19 protein-coding genes are annotated in these 17,173 nt (G+C 34.0%); 15 read left to right on the top strand and 4 right to left on the bottom strand.

The annotated features are described in order from the left end of the window. Window positions 1-60: 60 nt before the first annotated feature. From CPS94_RS07480 to CPS94_RS07470, 3 genes are read right to left on the bottom strand one after another with little or no spacing between them, the layout of a single operon-like run. Complete coding sequence (locus CPS94_RS07480) at window positions 61-528, bottom strand: PTS sugar transporter subunit IIA (protein WP_112193371.1); 468 nt, start codon at window positions 526-528, stop codon at window positions 61-63. A 2-nt stretch (window positions 529-530) separates the two neighbouring features. Next, window positions 531-2,030, bottom strand: coding sequence for a PTS transporter subunit EIIC (locus CPS94_RS07475; protein WP_112193369.1), 1,500 nt, complete (start codon window positions 2,028-2,030; stop codon window positions 531-533). Between the two features lie 6 nt (window positions 2,031-2,036). Further along, entirely contained in the window at window positions 2,037-2,729 is a 693-nt protein-coding gene (locus CPS94_RS07470) for an N-acetylmannosamine-6-phosphate 2-epimerase (protein ID WP_089135881.1), read from the bottom strand. A gap of 155 nt (window positions 2,730-2,884) precedes the next feature. Here CPS94_RS07470 and CPS94_RS07465 point away from each other — a divergent pair, with 155 nt between their 5' ends. The 12 genes from CPS94_RS07465 to CPS94_RS07420 all read left to right on the top strand — a co-directional run bounded on the left by CPS94_RS07465 (window position 2,885) and on the right by CPS94_RS07420 (window position 13,051). Beyond that, the gene (locus CPS94_RS07465; RefSeq protein WP_112193367.1) at window positions 2,885-3,703 is read left to right on the top strand and encodes a MurR/RpiR family transcriptional regulator; all 819 of its coding nucleotides are present in this window, start codon (window positions 2,885-2,887) and stop codon (window positions 3,701-3,703) included. A 103-nt stretch (window positions 3,704-3,806) separates the two neighbouring features. Beyond that, window positions 3,807-4,649 carry a hypothetical protein gene (locus CPS94_RS07460; RefSeq protein WP_112193365.1) on the top strand — a complete coding sequence of 281 codons (843 nt, stop codon included), beginning with the start codon at window positions 3,807-3,809 and terminating at the stop codon, window positions 4,647-4,649. An 8-nt stretch (window positions 4,650-4,657) separates the two neighbouring features. Next, the gene (locus CPS94_RS11355; RefSeq protein ID WP_162626422.1) at window positions 4,658-4,885 is read left to right on the top strand and encodes a class II aldolase/adducin head domain-containing protein; all 228 of its coding nucleotides are present in this window, start codon (window positions 4,658-4,660) and stop codon (window positions 4,883-4,885) included. A 521-nt stretch (window positions 4,886-5,406) separates the two neighbouring features. Beyond that, the gene (locus CPS94_RS11350) at window positions 5,407-5,583 is read left to right on the top strand and encodes a hypothetical protein (protein ID WP_162626421.1); all 177 of its coding nucleotides are present in this window, start codon (window positions 5,407-5,409) and stop codon (window positions 5,581-5,583) included. Between the two features lie 29 nt (window positions 5,584-5,612). Continuing rightward, window positions 5,613-6,041: a hypothetical protein gene (locus CPS94_RS07455; protein ID WP_112286455.1), complete on the top strand. Its 429-nt coding sequence runs from the start codon at window positions 5,613-5,615 to the stop codon at window positions 6,039-6,041. A gap of 231 nt (window positions 6,042-6,272) precedes the next feature. Beyond that, window positions 6,273-8,042: an ATP-dependent nuclease gene (locus CPS94_RS07450; protein WP_112193361.1), complete on the top strand. Its 1,770-nt coding sequence runs from the start codon at window positions 6,273-6,275 to the stop codon at window positions 8,040-8,042. Window positions 8,043-8,044: 2 nt separating this feature from the next. Then, a complete protein-coding gene (locus CPS94_RS07445; protein ID WP_112286454.1) occupies window positions 8,045-9,391 on the top strand; it encodes a UvrD-helicase domain-containing protein in 1,347 nt (448 codons plus the stop codon). An 83-nt stretch (window positions 9,392-9,474) separates the two neighbouring features. Beyond that, entirely contained in the window at window positions 9,475-9,684 is a 210-nt protein-coding gene (locus CPS94_RS11795; protein WP_112193357.1) for an FGGY-family carbohydrate kinase, read from the top strand. Between the two features lie 393 nt (window positions 9,685-10,077). Further along, window positions 10,078-10,341: a hypothetical protein gene (locus CPS94_RS07435; protein ID WP_112193355.1), complete on the top strand. Its 264-nt coding sequence runs from the start codon at window positions 10,078-10,080 to the stop codon at window positions 10,339-10,341. Window positions 10,342-10,408: 67 nt separating this feature from the next. Continuing rightward, the gene (locus tag CPS94_RS07430; protein ID WP_004048385.1) at window positions 10,409-11,122 is read left to right on the top strand and encodes a helix-turn-helix domain-containing protein; all 714 of its coding nucleotides are present in this window, start codon (window positions 10,409-10,411) and stop codon (window positions 11,120-11,122) included. Continuing rightward, window positions 11,008-11,970: an IS3 family transposase gene (locus CPS94_RS07425; protein ID WP_309299713.1), complete on the top strand. Its 963-nt coding sequence runs from the start codon at window positions 11,008-11,010 to the stop codon at window positions 11,968-11,970. The genes CPS94_RS07430 and CPS94_RS07425 overlap by 115 nt, the downstream gene beginning before the upstream one ends. A gap of 121 nt (window positions 11,971-12,091) precedes the next feature. Then, entirely contained in the window at window positions 12,092-13,051 is a 960-nt protein-coding gene (locus CPS94_RS07420) for a hypothetical protein (protein ID WP_162626420.1), read from the top strand. Between the two features lie 159 nt (window positions 13,052-13,210). Here the strand turns inward: CPS94_RS07420 and CPS94_RS07415 are convergent, their stop codons facing one another. Beyond that, a complete protein-coding gene (locus tag CPS94_RS07415; protein WP_112193351.1) occupies window positions 13,211-14,764 on the bottom strand; it encodes a DNA cytosine methyltransferase in 1,554 nt (517 codons plus the stop codon). Window positions 14,765-14,939: 175 nt separating this feature from the next. Here CPS94_RS07415 and CPS94_RS07410 point away from each other — a divergent pair, with 175 nt between their 5' ends. The 3 genes from CPS94_RS07410 to CPS94_RS07400 are packed head-to-tail and all read left to right on the top strand — an operon-like array spanning window position 14,940 to window position 17,170. Next, on the top strand, window positions 14,940-15,401 hold the full coding sequence (locus tag CPS94_RS07410) for a helix-turn-helix domain-containing protein (RefSeq protein ID WP_162626419.1): 462 nt from the start codon (window positions 14,940-14,942) through the stop codon (window positions 15,399-15,401). Beyond that, window positions 15,401-16,639 carry an MvaI/BcnI family restriction endonuclease gene (locus tag CPS94_RS07405; protein ID WP_112193347.1) on the top strand — a complete coding sequence of 413 codons (1,239 nt, stop codon included), beginning with the start codon at window positions 15,401-15,403 and terminating at the stop codon, window positions 16,637-16,639. Before CPS94_RS07410 ends, CPS94_RS07405 begins: the two co-directional genes overlap by 1 nt. 18 nt (window positions 16,640-16,657) lie before the next feature. Further along, window positions 16,658-17,170 carry a hypothetical protein gene (locus CPS94_RS07400; RefSeq protein WP_112286453.1) on the top strand — a complete coding sequence of 171 codons (513 nt, stop codon included), beginning with the start codon at window positions 16,658-16,660 and terminating at the stop codon, window positions 17,168-17,170. Window positions 17,171-17,173: the final 3 nt, after the last annotated feature.

The raw sequence follows: 17,173 nt of genomic DNA, 5'->3' as shown, positions 1-17,173 counted from the left end.
AATAGGCTGAAAATCATGTTCAAAGCATTGACTTTCAGCCTATTTTTCGTTGTGTGGTTATTACCCGATCTTCACTGAGCCACAGATCGTACCATGTAATGAGCTATCCACATCAGTTACAGTAACGTCTTCACCCGAAGTTACCAGGACTAAGACAACAGCTGATTTTTTTGCCACGGTGATCTGGCTTCGATCCATTTTACAAAGGAGCGTGTCAGGGGTGACTTTCTGGTTGGCTGATACAAACATTTCAAAGGGCTTTCCAGCTAGCTCAACGGTATCAAGTCCTAGGTGCAACAAAAGCTCTAGCCCTTCTTTTGTCTTGAGTGAGATCGCATGTTTTGTCGGAAAGATATTGGTGATCGTTCCAGCAACTGGAGCATAGATCTCATCTGAACTTGGCTCGATCGCAAAACCTTGTCCCATCATTCCAGTAGAAAATACCTCATCTGGAACTGCTGCTAAAGAAATGATCTTACCGTCAACGGGCAGGGCTAATTCTAATTTTTTCTTCTTAAAACCAAACATCTTTAATCACCTTTTCCTAAAATTTGATTGATCTCTTGGCTAAAGAGATCAGCTTTACCACCAAAGACAGCTTGGATCCCACCACCTACTTCTAAAACGGCAACCGCACCTAAGCTTTTGAGAGTTTTCTTGTCGACTTTGCTCTTATCGATGACCGCAACACGCAACCGAGTCGCACAAGCTTCAACGGTCTCGATATTTTCAGCTCCACCTAGTGCTTGGATCACGAGCTTGGATTCAGCGTTTAAAGAATTATCGGTCGGCACTGCTTGAACGGATGGGGTATCCTCGGCTTCTAGCCCAGGAATAGCCACTTTGAATTTCTTGATGCAGAAGGTAAAGACCACATAGTAGACGATAGCCCAGACGATCCCAAAGAAGATGACACGTAACCAATTCGTCTTATCTTCACCTTGTAAGATCCCAAATAACAAGAAATCAATAAAGCCACCTGAGAACGAATTGCCGATCCGAATATTCAAAAGGTCAGCAAAGAGGAAGGATAACCCGTCTAAAAAAGCGTGGATCACATATAGCCATGGTGCTACGAATAAGAAGGTATATTCGATCGGTTCTGTGATCCCGGTTAAAAATGAAGTCAGGCCACCACTGAGGTATAAACCACCATCTTTTTTACGATTTTTCTTTGGTAAACAACGATACATCGCATAAGCAGCTGCTGGCAAGCCAAACATCATGGTCGCAAACCGTCCAGCAAAGAAACGTGTTCCATAAGTGAAAAGACCAGTATGGTTAGGGTCGGCTAACTGGGCAAAGAAGATATTTTGCGCACCCGAGATCGTATGTCCAGCAACGACTTCAGTTCCACCAAGCGAAGTGTACCAAAAGAGAGGATAGATCGTATGGTGTAGCCCGACCGCACCAGTCAAACGAAGCAAGAAACCGTAAAGAAATGTTCCCAAGGCGCCCATGTGCGCGATGTTTTCTCCTGCGACCCGCAATCCACTTTGGATCGGAGGCCAGATCAGGTAAAAGAAAGCACCGATGACGATAGCTGCTAAAGCTGAGATGATCGGAATAAAGCGTGAACCCCCAAAGAAACCTAAAAATTGGGGAAGTTGGATCTTGCGGTAATGATTATGCAGATAGGCAACGGTACAACCGATAACGATCGCTCCAACGACCCCAGTATCGATAGTTGCACCTTTAGGCGAGAATAATTCAAGTAAACCACTGATCGTTGCTGTATAAACTAAAAATGACACCCCACCAGCGAGACCGGCTGTCCCTTTGTCACTGGTGGCTAACCCAACTGCGATCCCGATCGTAAAGATCAACGCTAAATTGGAAAAGACAGCGTTACCGGCAAAGCTCATGACCTTTAAGATCGTTTGTAACCAGGCTTGGTCTAAAAATGGATAAGTTTTAACAGCGCTTTCATTACTGAGCGCACCACCTAGACCAAGCAAAAGGCCTGCGACTGGTAAGATCGAGATCGGTAACATAAAGGCTTTGCCTAAACGAGAAAATTGTTTAAACATGGTATTTTACCCCCTTAATTCATCAATGAAACGTGTAGCGATCTCTTTAGGGCGTGTGATCGCACCTCCAACAACGATCCCGGCTACACCTAATTTTTGGACTTTTTTAGCTTGTTTTGGGTCATGGATCTTACCTTCGGCGATCACATCTAACCCAGCATCGACTAACGCTTTGATCAATTGATAATTGGGACCATCTAAGACAACACTTTCTTGGGTATAACCAGCTAAGGTAGTCCCGATAAAATCAACTCCAGCTTTAGCAGCGTTTAGACCTTCTTCTAAAGTCGAAATATCGGCCATCAACAATTGGTCGGGATATTTTTGTTTGATCTGTTTAATGAATTCATTGATAGTTGAGCCATCGTAACGTTTGCGTAAAGTACAGTCAAGGGCGATAACTTCAACGCCGGTTTGGGCCAATTCATCAACTTCTTTCATCGTTGGTGTGATATAAGGTTTGGTTGGTGGATAGTCACGTTTGATGATCCCGATGATAGGAAGATCAACTTTTTCTTTTATCTCTAAAATATCACGTACTGAATTGGCTCTGATCCCAACAGCACCAGCTTGTTTGGCAGCGAGTGCTAATAAGGGCATTACTCCACCTTCAGGTGTATAGAGCGGTTCACCTGGTAAAGCTTGACACGACACGATCAAACCGTGATCTATCTTACGTAAAAATTCTGATTTTAGCATACATCTCACTCCAATTTTATATTTTTTGGATAATATCTCCAAAAGTAATATAACACGCTTGGGGATTTTTGTAAACGTTTTTATCCATTTTTGATAGACTATGGAGAAAAACTCCAAAAAAGTGTATAGTTATGGTATAAGGAGAGGTCATAACGATGAAATTAAAAGAAAAGATCCATCAAAGTTATTTTGAATTAACGCCAGCCGAAAAGAAGGTCGCTGATCATTTTTTATGGGCAGGGGCAGATATCATCTATGAAACGATGAATGATATCAAGGAAAAGACCAAGGTCGGTGATGCAACGATCGTACGGCTATGCCACAAATTAGGGTATAGTGGTTTTTCTGATTTAAAAGTTGAGGTCGCAAAAGAGGATTATTCCAGCAATGTTGAGCAAACAGGAAAGTCGCCGTATGCCAGCATCGAAAATGCGTTGACTAAGACGATCAAGACGACTTTAAGTGAATTAAATCAAGGAGCGCTTGCCAAAGCTGTTGCAGCACTAGGAAAAGCCAAGCGTATATATATATTAGGTGTAGGGGGAAGTGCACTTTCGAGTAAGGCATTGGAAAGTATGCTCTTACGGATCGGAGTAAGGGCGCAGGCGGTGACTGATCCGCATTATCAAGCCCAATTAGCAGCGATCACCGATAGCTCAGATCTATTTATCGTTTTTTCGTTAACGGGAAGAACAAAGGACACGTTAGAACCGCTAAAGATTGCTAAGAAAAACCAAGCTCAGGTCATTGCGATCACAACTTATCCGGCTTCACCGATCGCACTTGAAGCTGATATCGTGTTACAAACGGCAGTCGATGATTTTCTAAATGGAGGTTCACTTATCGGACGGATGTCACAGTTATTGGTCGCAGATGTTTTGGTCTATGAATACGAAAAACTAAATTCAGCTGATACGATAAATGCCCGGGAAAAGGTCGTTAGGGCGATTTTGAATAAGAGGAAGATGGAGTGAAGGTAGAGAGAACTATAAAATTTATGATAGTTTAGAATAATATTAGTGATAAAGATTATTTAGAACTAGTGATTTACGCAGTATTGATAGGGAGGTATATCATATGTTAAATTGGATTTCAGATAATGGTGATTTAGTGTCTACAATAATTTTTGGTGTAGCTTCTATAGTTTTTGGTGTTGTTTCAATTCGTTTTTCTTCAAAAAGTGCTGAAATGCAGCGTGTGGCTAATGAACTTGCTATTCAATCTAAGAAATTATCGGCTATTTCAAATAGCATTAGTGAGATAAGTGCTCCATTGATTGCTCAATTTAGTGATTTTTCGATATATAATATTAGGTATTGTGGTGCTCCAATACAAAGGAAAAATATGGAAAAAGATAGGTATTATCAAATTAATTTAGAGTTATCTGGTTGTTTACAAGTTAATCATGGTGAAATTGATACGATTTATATAGCTAATGTTTTTAGTGATGATATAGAACTAACAAATATAATTAAAGATAAAAATATTTATAATAATGATGGCATGTCAGTCACACTAAACCATCTTGATATTAATCTTAAAGACTTATCAAGTGATAAGGAAATAACGCAAATTGATTTTTATATTGCTATAGTAGATAAAACCATGAAAATCAGTATTTTTGCTGTGATTTTAAAAGTGGAAAGCTATATTCAAAAAGGTAAGCCAGAAAAAATCAATGAGAATACATTGCGGTATACTACATCCTTTAAGATGCCAGAATCTTTGAATGACACCAATGTAAGTAAGAAAATAGATGAATTTATTTTAATAGAGGATAAATATTTAGTAGCTACAAACTATATTGAGTTTTGTTCAATTAAGGGAAGCAAATACAAGGAGCTGGATAGTATAGATAATATTGAGTATTTAAAAAAGATTTCTGCAATCAGAAAATTTATCAGCACTAATTTTAAATAAAAGAACAAATGCTAATTACAATGATCGGGCGTGACATGCCTAATGTGACCGAGGTGACGAGTCACGATCTAGACTTAGGCGAAATCAAATGTCTGCCAAATTGCCTAGCTTGTTCCCAAAAACTGGCAGACATGGTCTGTGAATACCTGCTATTATTAGGGGGTAAAGCTGCCAATAACATCTTCTTGCTGGATGGCCATGGGGAGCTGATCCCCACTGATAACTTGCATTTGTAACCTTCATCTTGGAAACAGTTGAATGGGATGCTGAGATTGCATATAAGGAAGCAGTATTTCAGGGGCTGGGATTGTTGTAGAGGTACCGTTCTAAAGGAGTGGTTGTAGAAGGATAAGGAGAACTGCGCTGACTTTGGATGAAGTGGCGCAGTTTTTTTTGATAGGTAATGGTGTTATAAAAAATATTTGGTGAGATATAGGGACAATAAATTATTTATGAGTCAAAATAAGATAATATGCAGAAAAATACAGAATGTATATTCCATATGATAGTGAGAAAAAACTTTTTTTGGAAGTTAAAAAATAAAAGGGGCAAACTACCATATATAGCTAATATATGTCCAACAATTCGTCGGCTATGCTACATACTTTCTTTTTTGGTTCAAAAATAAGAGGTTATATATAGTATTGTCTATGTGTAGATATATTTGAAGTTTGTGCTAGTTATTAGATAATATGGGGAGTTATAATAGTTATTGAAGAATACCGAATAAGTGTATTACGCGGGAGGATAATGTGGATTGAAAAGTGAATTTTGGAATGTAGCAGTAGCAATTTTTACTATTATTTCGCCTATAGTAGCGTGTTGGCAAGTTCATAATACGAAAAAGATTTCAAAATTAGATATGAGATTAAAAAATTATAAAATTATTCAAGATGAAAAGGAAAAAGAGGTAAAAAAAGATTTGATAAGGTAGATAGGTCAGGGAAATTTATCCCTTACTTTGTGTTAAAGTTAAATTCTAAAAAGATAAGGTTAGAAAATGGAAGATATATTTTACCAATACAGATTGTAAATGTTGGGAAGGGCACAGCAGTAAATGTGGGGTTGAGAAAATATGATACGGATGACTTCATTATAACTAAAGAAGGTAAGGCGTATTATGTATATGATTATTTGAATTATTCATATGCATGTGAAAAAGACGCCATTACTTTCGAGATTACAACTGAAGAGGAAAAAAATATAAATAATATTGTTCAGTTTAAAATAGTTTTTAGTGATTTGATAGGAAATTGGTATGAACAAGAATTTTCATTTATTTATGATACCATTTTTGTGCATGGATTTAGCCGAGATATGGAATCAAAAAGGCCTAAAAAAATTGATGAAGATTTTAATGATATTTTGGGGGGAATTTATAGTCAAGTATAAAATTTTATTTTCCATCAATCTGCACTACTCAAGAAGAACTAAAAATGAATACTATGAGGAATGATAGGGAAATGGTGTATAAAACGGAATGCGGTTGCTAATTGTAGTAGCTATAATTAGCAAGTAAAAGTTAGTATTTTTATTTTGTAAGTTAGCGTCGTTACTTTTTGAGGGAAAAAATTTTAAGGAAATATAGAAATAGTTATTATAAATAAGGAGACTATGGGCTGAATGAAAATTGCTAGGGTTATTATTAAAAATTATAGAAACTTAACAAATGTAGAGGTGCCACTATCAGATGTAAATGTAATTATTGGAAGAAATAATAGTGGAAAAAGTAATTTTTTGAGAGCAATTACATTACCATTGATCTCAGAAGATTTAGGATCTGTTGGAAAAAATTTATATTGGACAGATTTTGGAAATGAATGCAAAAAAACATACTATGCTTATTTAGCAAAAAATCTAGACAAGATAAAAAATATAAATGTGTCAGATGATGTAATGCGTAAAGAATTTTCTGAGATAGTACCTGAAGTGTCTGTAAGACTTGAATTTGAGGTAGATAAACAATTGGAAATGGGGATGGATGAATTCTTAGTTGATATAACTGATAAGATGGAAAGAATATATGCAATTGAGTATAGATATAGTTGTAAAGATTATAAAAAATTACTACATAGAGTAATTGAAGTGTTAAAAAATATTGATAATCCTAATAATATTAGTAATTATAGACAAACCTTATTACCAGTCGAATTATTTTCATATTCTATTATGATACCTGGAAAAGAAGTTAGTGTTAGCTATGATAGTTTAAAAGAATTTAAATATAACTCTATAGCAGCTGAAAGAGATGATTTTTCAAAAACAGATTCAAAGATTGGTTCTAAGGCTTTGATTCAAATTCTAGATAGTAAATTGGAAGTCGATAGTAAAATACAACTGGAAGATAACTATAATAATTTTTTTGAATCTATAAAGAGTCTGGTAAATATGGAGAAAATAATTAATTGGCAAGAATCTTCTGAAATTGTGAATGCCACAGAATTTTTTAAGCATATAGATATTTTGCCTAATATGCCAGCCATGTATACTCTGTTAAATAACGTTAGATTAGGATATGATAACGACTCGTTGTCAATGCAAGGTCTTGGGCATAGAAACTTAATTTTACAATTAGTATTAATTACGTCCTTGATAGAAGCTAGAAGTTCACTATTATCACTACTCACAATAGAAGAACCGGAGGCACATTTATGTTATCAAAATGAAGAAATAATGGTGAGCTATATTAATAGCTTAAGAAACAAGAATTTACAGCTAGTATATGCTACACATAGTAATAAATTTATTGATAAATTTAATCTTGATAAAGTTATAATATTTGAAAATGGTAAAGCATACGCTTTGGGTGAAGCTGTAGATGGTAATGAAAGAGCATATTTAGCAAAAAATCCTAATTTAGATTTATTTAAATTGTTTTACTCTAAAAATTGTATTTTAGTTGAAGGAATATCAGAAGAACTTTTAATAAAGGCATACATACAAAAGAAGGATAACAGTCTAAATAATATAGAAGTTTTAAGTTTCCATAAAGGTTTCAAAAGTATAATAGAAATATGGTTGAAAATAAATAAAGGTACAGGTAATAAATTAGGTATTATACGTGATTTTGATAACGAAGAGAAATCAAAGAGTGATCATGAAAGATATAATCAATATAAAAATATTCAAGTAGCTACGACAAAAAAATATACACTAGAAGATGATTTTGTAAATGAAGAAAATAACTTTGAAATATTGAAAGATTATTTTGAAAAAGAACATAATTGGGTGGATATAGATACACCTGATAAATTATCGGATAAATGGAAAAAAGCAAAAGCACAAACCATGTATGATTTTTGTATGGATTTATCTAGTGATGCGTTAAAAGAAATAAAATTACCTAAACATATCCAAGATGTAATGGATTTTATGCAGAATGGAAAGGTGTAGGAATGGAAATAATAATAGCAGGAGCAGGTGCGGGGAAAACAACTGGTTTAGTAAAAAAAATAATTAATAAGTATAACAGTGAAACTAAAAAAGAAATTCATTGTGTATCATTTACTAATGCTTCAGTTAATACTATTAGTGATAAGGTGAAAGAATATTTTGGGGATATACCACAAAATATAAAAATTAGCACTATACATTCTTTTTTAAATAAAAACATTATATATCCGTACAATTATATATTGTATGGCATACAATTTAAATCTATTTCAAGTGAAAAATTGGATACTAGAGTAAAATTTAAAAACAATCAATTATCTAGATTGAAAGAATCAGGAATACTACATGTTGAAGATTTTACAATGCGTGCAAAATGTATAATATGTGGTTATAGTGGGGATAGAATTAGTCAAAAAACAAAGAGACCAGTCATATTATCTAATTTAGTTGATAGAATAGACACAATTTTTGTTGATGAAATGCAAGATTCAGACGCAAAATTTTTAAAAATTATTGAACGTTTGGATCAAATTGGGATAGAAGTTGTTTTAATAGGTGATCCTAAACAGAATTTGAGAGGTACTAAGGAAGTTGATGAATTCATAAAAAAATATGAAGATACAGTGATTTATAAGGATGAGTGTTATCGTTGTCCTGTTAAACATGTTAGATTGGCAAATTCTTTTATTAATGAGAATGAAAAACAAGTAGCTATGAATGAATGCGACGGTACGATACGTTTATATTTTGAATCAGATATAGAAGATATTGGCAAATTTCTTAAAGAAGAGAAATATGGCTTGAAATATATTTACAAAAAAAATGAGATTTTCGATACTCAAAAGAAAAATGTTAGCCAAGAATCTCAAGTATTTGATAAAGTTAAATATCTTATGAAGAAATACAGAAAGTTAGATGGACTTCGACAAAAATTATGGGCAAGTTGTTTTTATTATGATTATCAGAAAAATATAAATAATATGTCTCATAAGGATCTTTTAAATAAATTGTTAGAAAGATATATAATAACAAGGATAGAAAAGGGTGAGTACGCTAGTTTGATAACGGCAATTCAAGATGAAAGTTCAAAAAATAATGAACTAAGTAATTTCAGTGTGGATTCTATTGCTAGAATAAAAGGATTAGAGGCTGACAAGTGCTTATTTATTATAACAACTGACATAGCTAAGTATTTAACAAAAGAAAGAGATGGTAGTCGTAAAATGATTTCACATTTGTATGTTGGATTAACTAGATCTAGAGGAGTATTAGATTTATTTATAACTAAAAAAGTAGAGGAAATGTATGGGAAAGAATATATATTTGAATGTCTAAAAGAGTATATGTAATGTATCAAATTAACTAGAGCTGTTTATTAATTGTTACTCGATGATTGCGACTTTTAGTAACATTATAGCCTGAATTGTTTTTTATGACAGATAATAGTTTTACTGAGGTACCTCCTGGAGAGATTGCTATTGGAGCTGAGGGATTATTGTTTACGCCGTACCTAGTTGGAGAGCGGATACCCTACTTTGATAGTCAGATTAGAGAGAATTTTTTTGGAATCGATGCACGGCATACGTTAGATCATTTTGCTAGAGTCGTGTTAGAAGGATTCACAATGTTTGCTGGATCCTAAGTATGAATTGAAATGTTTTGTATCAGTTAGTGGTGGAGTGAAAAATGCTGACTGGATGCAGATGTAAGCTAAATGTGTGGATAACTTTGTCGCATATGATGACACAATCATGCCGATTCCTGAAAATGTGGATAAGTATCAACATATATGTGAGGTTTATCGGAAAATTTACCCTTAAGCTACTAGGGAATCGTGCGGGAGAATATAAGGATCGAAGCGAGTCGTAGGGGCTCGCTTCTTAATTATAAATATTATGACCTTAAGTAAGTTAGTGCAAGATGTGAGTTTAGGATAAGCATTCATATGAATAATAGCAAATAAAACGCTTTTGTGATAGAGTGATAGATAAGGTAATAATCTATGGTGTGAATTTTAGTATTTGAGGTAACAATCATGAAATATATATTTATGGATGAAAAAGGGCCACAAAATAGTTTTAAAATCAGCAAACCCTTTGATAAGGTAAAGAAACTGTCATACGGAAGCGATAATATGCATGTGTATGTAGCTGATGCTATTATGTTCGACGATAGAAATAAGGAACAATTGTACAAGGAGTATAACCTTTTAGAAAAAAATATTCAGAAAATCGTCAAGACATTGGGGAACTTAAGGCAAGTAAGATACTTAAGGGAAAAAGGTTTAGATATGGTATAGGGCTATAATGCCCTCTAAGTATACAGATGAAATAGAAAATTCATCTTATACTTGGAGGGTATTTTATATGTCTAGAAAATCAAAATACAGTGCAGAACAAAAATTAGCTATACTAAATGAACTAACCCGTTCTAATATTAGTGAGGTGGCTAAAAAGTATGCAGTGGGCAAGAAAACTATTAGAACTTGGGGGTATCTATATGAATATCAGGGCATTGATGGCTTACGATCTACTCACAATAATCATAGATATTCAAAGGAATTTAAATTATCTTTGGTCCAACAGTATCAAAAATCAGACGCGTCGCTTGAAATATTCGCGATCAAGCATGGGCTAAAGTCCAAAACACAACTATCAGATTGGATTATGCAGTATAATGAATCTAACTTAAAGGCCTATACGCCAAGAAAGCGAGATTCAAAAATGAGTGGACGAAAGACTGACTTTGAAGAACGACTTACTATCATTGAAGAGTTGATTAAGCATGATGTGAACTACAATTGGGCAGTTGAAAAATACCATATTAGTTACCAACAAGTTTATGGCTGGTATCAAAAGTATCGCAAAAGCGGTAATGACCCAGAATCACTTCGTGATCGCCGAGGCAAAGCTAAGCCAGAAGAGAAGTGGACGGAAGTTGACCGACTCAAGGCAGAGAATCGCTTATTAAGGGCTCAGCTAGAAAAGCAAGAGATGGAGATTGCATTCGCAAAAAAATTAACAGAAATACGCAATCGGGAGGTGGAAAAGGACTCCGGTACCAAGCCATCAAAGAACTAAATCAAGAAAATGGATGGTCAATTAGCCAGTTGTGTAAAATAGCTGATTCTTCGCGAGATGGTTATTACAAATGGCTCAATCGAAAGCCAAGTCAATATCATAATGAGCAAGCAGAGTTACTTGAAGCGATTGTAGAGTTAGAAGAAGAACATAATTGGACGCTGGGATATTTAGCGATGACTACACAGTTAAGCTTTGAAAACCGTTTAAGCTTTACCGCTGGATTAAAACGAATAACTAACTGCATGCGTAAGCATGGAATTAGAGCAAATATTAGGAAGAAGAAGCGCAATCGAATTCAACGCCATGAAGAATACATCAATGACAACTTATTGCAGGGACAATTCGACCGTGAAACTAAAAATGAAGTGTGGGTTACCGACACAACGGAAGTAGCCTACGGCGAACACACACTTCATAAAGTACGAGTACACGTTATTTTAGATTTATATGGTCGTTACGCTTTAAGCTACAATATTTCAGACACAGAAACTTCATCAGCAGTAATTGAAACCTTTAATCGTGCTTTTACGGTTGAACCTGATGCGCAACCAATGATCCATACTGACCGCGGGTCAGCTTACTGCTCAAGTATGTTCAACGACTACTTAGCCTCTAAAAATTGTATTCATAGTATGTCGCACCCCGGTCATCCTTGGGAAAACTCACCCATAGAGCGTTGGTGGAATGACTTCAAGCTAATCTGGATTAACAAACACCCTCGTCCTAAGACGCTAGCAGAGCTAGAACAACTCGTCAAAGGAGCCATTGAATACTTTAATACCAAACGCGCTTACACAAGCAAAAACGGCTTGACCGCGGAACAATTCCGCAACCAAGCCGCCTAAAATTTTTATCTATTTGATCTGTATACTTGACGGGACATAGTGCCTAGCGAGCTTAAAAAAGAATGATTTTAGGTTTTATAATAAATTATTTGATTTATTGAAAAGGTACGAGGTAGAAAATTTGTCGTTTTCGATAAGTAAAGCAGCACTGGTAGTTGATTCAAGATTAAATGATTGGATTCTATCAATAGGTGAATCTAGGAGGGCAAGTGCATTAATGCTTAAATATACTTTAACAAAATATGTGGAAATTGAATGTTCGGAAGAAGTAGTAAGTAAGTTACTTGATAAGTCTATAGGGTTAGCTGACATATTAGAAGTAATAAAGGAAGATTTAAAAAATATTTTAGAAAAGAACCTACGTAATGAACGAATGAGTAAGCAAATATCAGTTTATAAGGAATTGATAACTTTAATAGAAATGACCGATTACGCATATTTAGATAATTTAGAACCTGATACAGAGGCTGTTTTTAACTGGCGGAAGGTTGTTTTTCCAATGGATTTATGGCTATTAGAGAAAGATTGTTTTGAAACTCATCCACAAGTTAGTTTATATCTAGATGAGGGGATACCGAAAGAACCATTTACTAGGCTAGCTTTAGGAAACATTATAGAAAACAATGATTCTAGCTCGACAATAGGCTTGAGAATTTCTGATATGCTGGTAGTGTTCATTGGAAAATATTTATCACAACTCTCAGCAGATATCAGATATGATATGGAAAATTCGGATAAACCTAAGCACTTACCAGATAATTGGTTTTACTTAAGTAAAGAACAATTTTACCTTGTAAAAAAAGTGCGTGACTATATATTAGGTGGTGGAAAGTATAGTTACGGCTTAGATACGTTTTTTGATGATGGAGCGCTATTTGAAGGTTACTTGAGATATATAGGGGAGTACGAAAATTATAGCGAGTATGAAATTGAAAAAAGTCATTCTAAAAATTTTACAAAGCAATTAATAGTTGAAATGGAAGAAAGGTTTAAAGAGGCTTGTAAGAATGAAGCAATAGTAATTCGGAAATATGGATCACTGAAGAATGCTATTGAGAAAGGGATATTTCACCCGCTATAGGATGACATGGAAAATTATTGACTTTACGTTCGGAGTTAGAGTTATACTACTAATTATCTAATAGTACGAGAATAAGCCTAGAATAAACATGTGTAATAATGTGGTCTAGGCTTATTTATATTTTGAATTTTTTTATGTTACTTAAGGTATTGTACTTAATTATTCTTGATTATTCTTAATAGCTTTATGAACCTCCTCGGCTACTGCACGTGCTAATAATGGTGGGACTGCATTGCCAACTTGGGTAAATTGAGGAGTTTCAAGTGCACGCTTGCTCCCCCCCGTAGTCCGCTTTCCTAAGAATTCAAAACTATCATCAAATGATTGCAATCGTGCCATTTCTCTCACGGTTAATACACGATTGAAGAATGGATGGATGAAGTCATCGGGTAATGTAACCATAGTAGGAGATACAGTGTTTTCATCAAGTCTCGTACGGATACTTTTTTTTGTGAAAATTGATTTTGCAATGGAATCATCTATTTCACCATTTTTTAGCATTTCTGAAAATTCATGGTCAGAAACTGCTAAATTTAGTTGATCATGTACTTTTGCGTAGAAAATATATGCTTTGTGATGATCGGTATCCAATCGTTGAGCAAGTGAATGGATAGTTTTTGTGAAATTTTTTTGATCATATTTATCATAATATATTAGTGATTCCAATTGTTTATTTGTAAACTGGAGCCATTTAGTTTTTGTAAACTTCTCAGTCATTAGGTTAAGGTGGGATAATTCTCTTTGGATTGCTAAGGAATTAGATTCAAGATTAAGCGTGTACAAGCTATCTAGGAAAAGATTGGGTGCAATTTTTTTTAAATCCACTCCGTTTTCTTTGATTCTTTTTATTGCTTTAGAACTGTTCTCGCCTTGTTTATATAATGAAAAGCGCTCAATTACTGATGGATCATGTTTAGATAATTCCATATTTGTAATTGCAGTGCGCTTTAGTGTCTTACCATTAGTAGCACGGGTCCGTCCTAAGACAGATTTTTTCGAGAAATCAGTTGAATATTTTTTATCAGTATATAAATCCCCTAAGGCATCATAGACAGTAACATACGAGTTTTTCTTAGGTGTGGGATATTTTATGGGAGACATATCTTTTCGGTAAGCAAGAAAAATAGCTCGATTTCGTTGTTGAGGAACCCCAAAATCAGCAGCATTCAATACTTTTTCATCCAATAGAACATATCCAAGATCAGATAACTCGTTTCTTAAAATATTTTTAACTAAATTTTGCCCAGAGTAAATTTTATCCCCAATCACGCTAGGAAAATCTAGCATATGCATGTCTAAGATACCTGTAACATTTTCCATAACTACATATTTGGGCATAATGTCACGTATTAATCTCAAATACTCATGAAAAAGCATATTACGTGGATCCTTAGAATCTCTCTTTCCTAGTCGACTAAATCCTTGGCAGGGAGGACCACCAAAAATAGCATCAATAGTTCCACGTTGAAATATATTTCCATATTTTAAGTTATTAATGGATTTAAAAATAATATCTGCAGTTAATTTTTTAATATCGATTAATTCAAAATGGGTGTCTACCCCATCAATGAGTCCTAATTGATGATGTCTGTTGGTATATGTTTCTTTAACCATAGGACTTTTATCACTTGAAAAAACAATATCAAAGCCGGCTTGTATGATTCCCTCACTAAAACCACCAGCTCCACAAAATAAGTCTATTGCATATGGCATTACAACATCACCTCGAAAATTATTGTTCAATACTAGTAAGTATAACAAAAAGATCGTCAAAAGGCCAGGATATCTGTACTTATTTAATATAAAAAGCCTTTCTATATGTAAATCGAAATGAATTTTAATGTGGTTAATTAGGGTAGTATCGAAATATAGAGAGCGGGTGGTAATCATGTATAAGGTAATACTCGAAAATATTGTTCGGCTTATGAATAGAAAAAATTTAACACAGCAAGAATTAGCAGATAAAGCTTCTATATCAAGAGTCAGAGTAAATCAATTATTATCCCAGAGAAGGAATTTTAATCCTAAATTATCTACCTTAGTTAATATTGCACAAGCGTTAGATATGGACTTTATAGAATTGTCAAAAAGATCACCAAATTTAGACTTAAAATTTGATAATACTAGAAATTTTAATGAGTATAGGAATATTTTTATACAAAATGTGAAATTAAAATTGATAGGAAAAAGAGCAAAATCGCTTAGCAGTTATCCTGGAACATCTGAATCGGGAATTAGTGAATTGTTAAGTGGAAAGGTATTAGATCCACAGTTGAAAACTCTTGTTACTATTGCTGAACAACTTGAAACGACACTTTCAGAACTCTTTAACAGAATGGAGAAATTATAATGGAATTTAAACCATACTCGGATGAACTTGAAATGATTAACAAGATTCATAAATTTAACAATAATGATTACACTATCGTTAGGTTAACAAAAACAATGATCGATAAAAATATTATTGATGCAAATGCATTGGTGAGAAATTTATTGAAAAAATATGGCTTAGTAGATTTTTCCAAATTAATGAATGGTGGAAGTAATGGAATTAAGCTAAATTCAGAATTGCTTCTGGATGAAGGTAAGCAAATAGTAAAGACAAATTTTTATCGTGCTGCAACTAGAGGCGATGAAAGATTCTCTATAGGTGGGTTACGTAATTTAGTTACTGATAGGAAATTTTATGTAGGTGATCTCATTTATATTACTGTAAATAAGCATGAGGAAAAAAATAGAATTGCATTAATTAACGTAACACATAATATTCCTAATGAAGAATTTTTAAGTCAATATTTTGGAATAGATATAATTGAGGATTCGTTATCGCGATTAATTCCGAAATTGAAGATGATTTTTGAAGCTGGGTATCATAAAAATATAAAAGGAATTGGGAAAATAGCTCCTAAAGATGCAGGTGATACATTTGAAGCTTTATTAGGTATTAAAACAAATAATAAACCTATAGCGGATTTTGAAGAATTAATAGAATTAAAAGTTAAACGACTAAAAACTTTAAGTACTTTATTTACACTTAGGCCACGATTTGACGGAACCCCTGTTGCTGAATATGAACCTAAGGATAGGAGTAGAGTTTCTGCATTTACGAGATTATATGGATATGAAACTGATAAACATGCAGGATATAAAAGTCTTTATGTCACTATTGGCTCAGAAGACGCACCACAAAATACTCAAGGACTATATTTGTTTGTTAATGAGGATATATCAAGAGTGGAAATAAGGCGTTCAGATGAAAATAATAAGATTGAAGTAGTAGCATATTGGAACTTTAAGGATTTGGAGAAAGAACTTATAAGAAAGCACCCAGCTACTTTGTGGATAAAAGCTGAAGATAGGATGGTTGGGAATCAGGCAGAATTCAGATACACAAATGCAATTCTAACTCGTTCGCCACAATTTATGACGTTTTTATCACTAATAAAAATTGGGATAATAACGTATGATTGGAGAGGGTATACTACACCTAGTGGGAAATATTCTGGAAAAAATCATGGAAATGCTTGGAGAATAAAAGATAGGCAGCGAAATTTATTGTTTGGTGAATTTGAAGAGGTAAATATATAGTAGAGAGGTGTAAAAACATTGTTAGAAAAATTTCGACTATTAAAAACGAAGAAAGTAATTGCAATTTTGAATGGCGATGAAGTGTTGGGGAAAATAGAAGATAAGCAAGAATTGGGAACATATGTGATAGAGTTAAGACTCCCATATTTATCAGGTAGAAATATTTGTGATGTTGCGACTAAATTTGGAAAATATATAGATTATGATGGTAGAAGTAGATGGGAGTATATGTATGAATTGATTGAGCATGGAATACGATTTAAAAACATAGCAACCATAGTAGCTTATTTTTTTAGCGAGACTAACTTTATTGAATACGGAAAAGAATACAGTAAATTAAATAATAGGGAGCGCACGGAATACTACAATATAGTAATCAATGAAGCTATACTAAAGATCAATAAATTATTGAGTTTTAGTGGTGAAGAGTTAGTATTGGGTGAAAATATTGCATATATAAAATCTGTAGGTAATGAAGTGGACCTTTCTATGGATAGTATTGATGAGATGGGCCAGAATTATATAACCTGAATT

Origin of the sequence: Ligilactobacillus murinus (assembly GCF_003288115.1) — a bacterium.
Classification (GTDB): Bacteria; Bacillota; Bacilli; order Lactobacillales; family Lactobacillaceae; genus Ligilactobacillus; species Ligilactobacillus murinus.
This window is presented reverse-complemented; position numbering and strand designations above follow the sequence as displayed.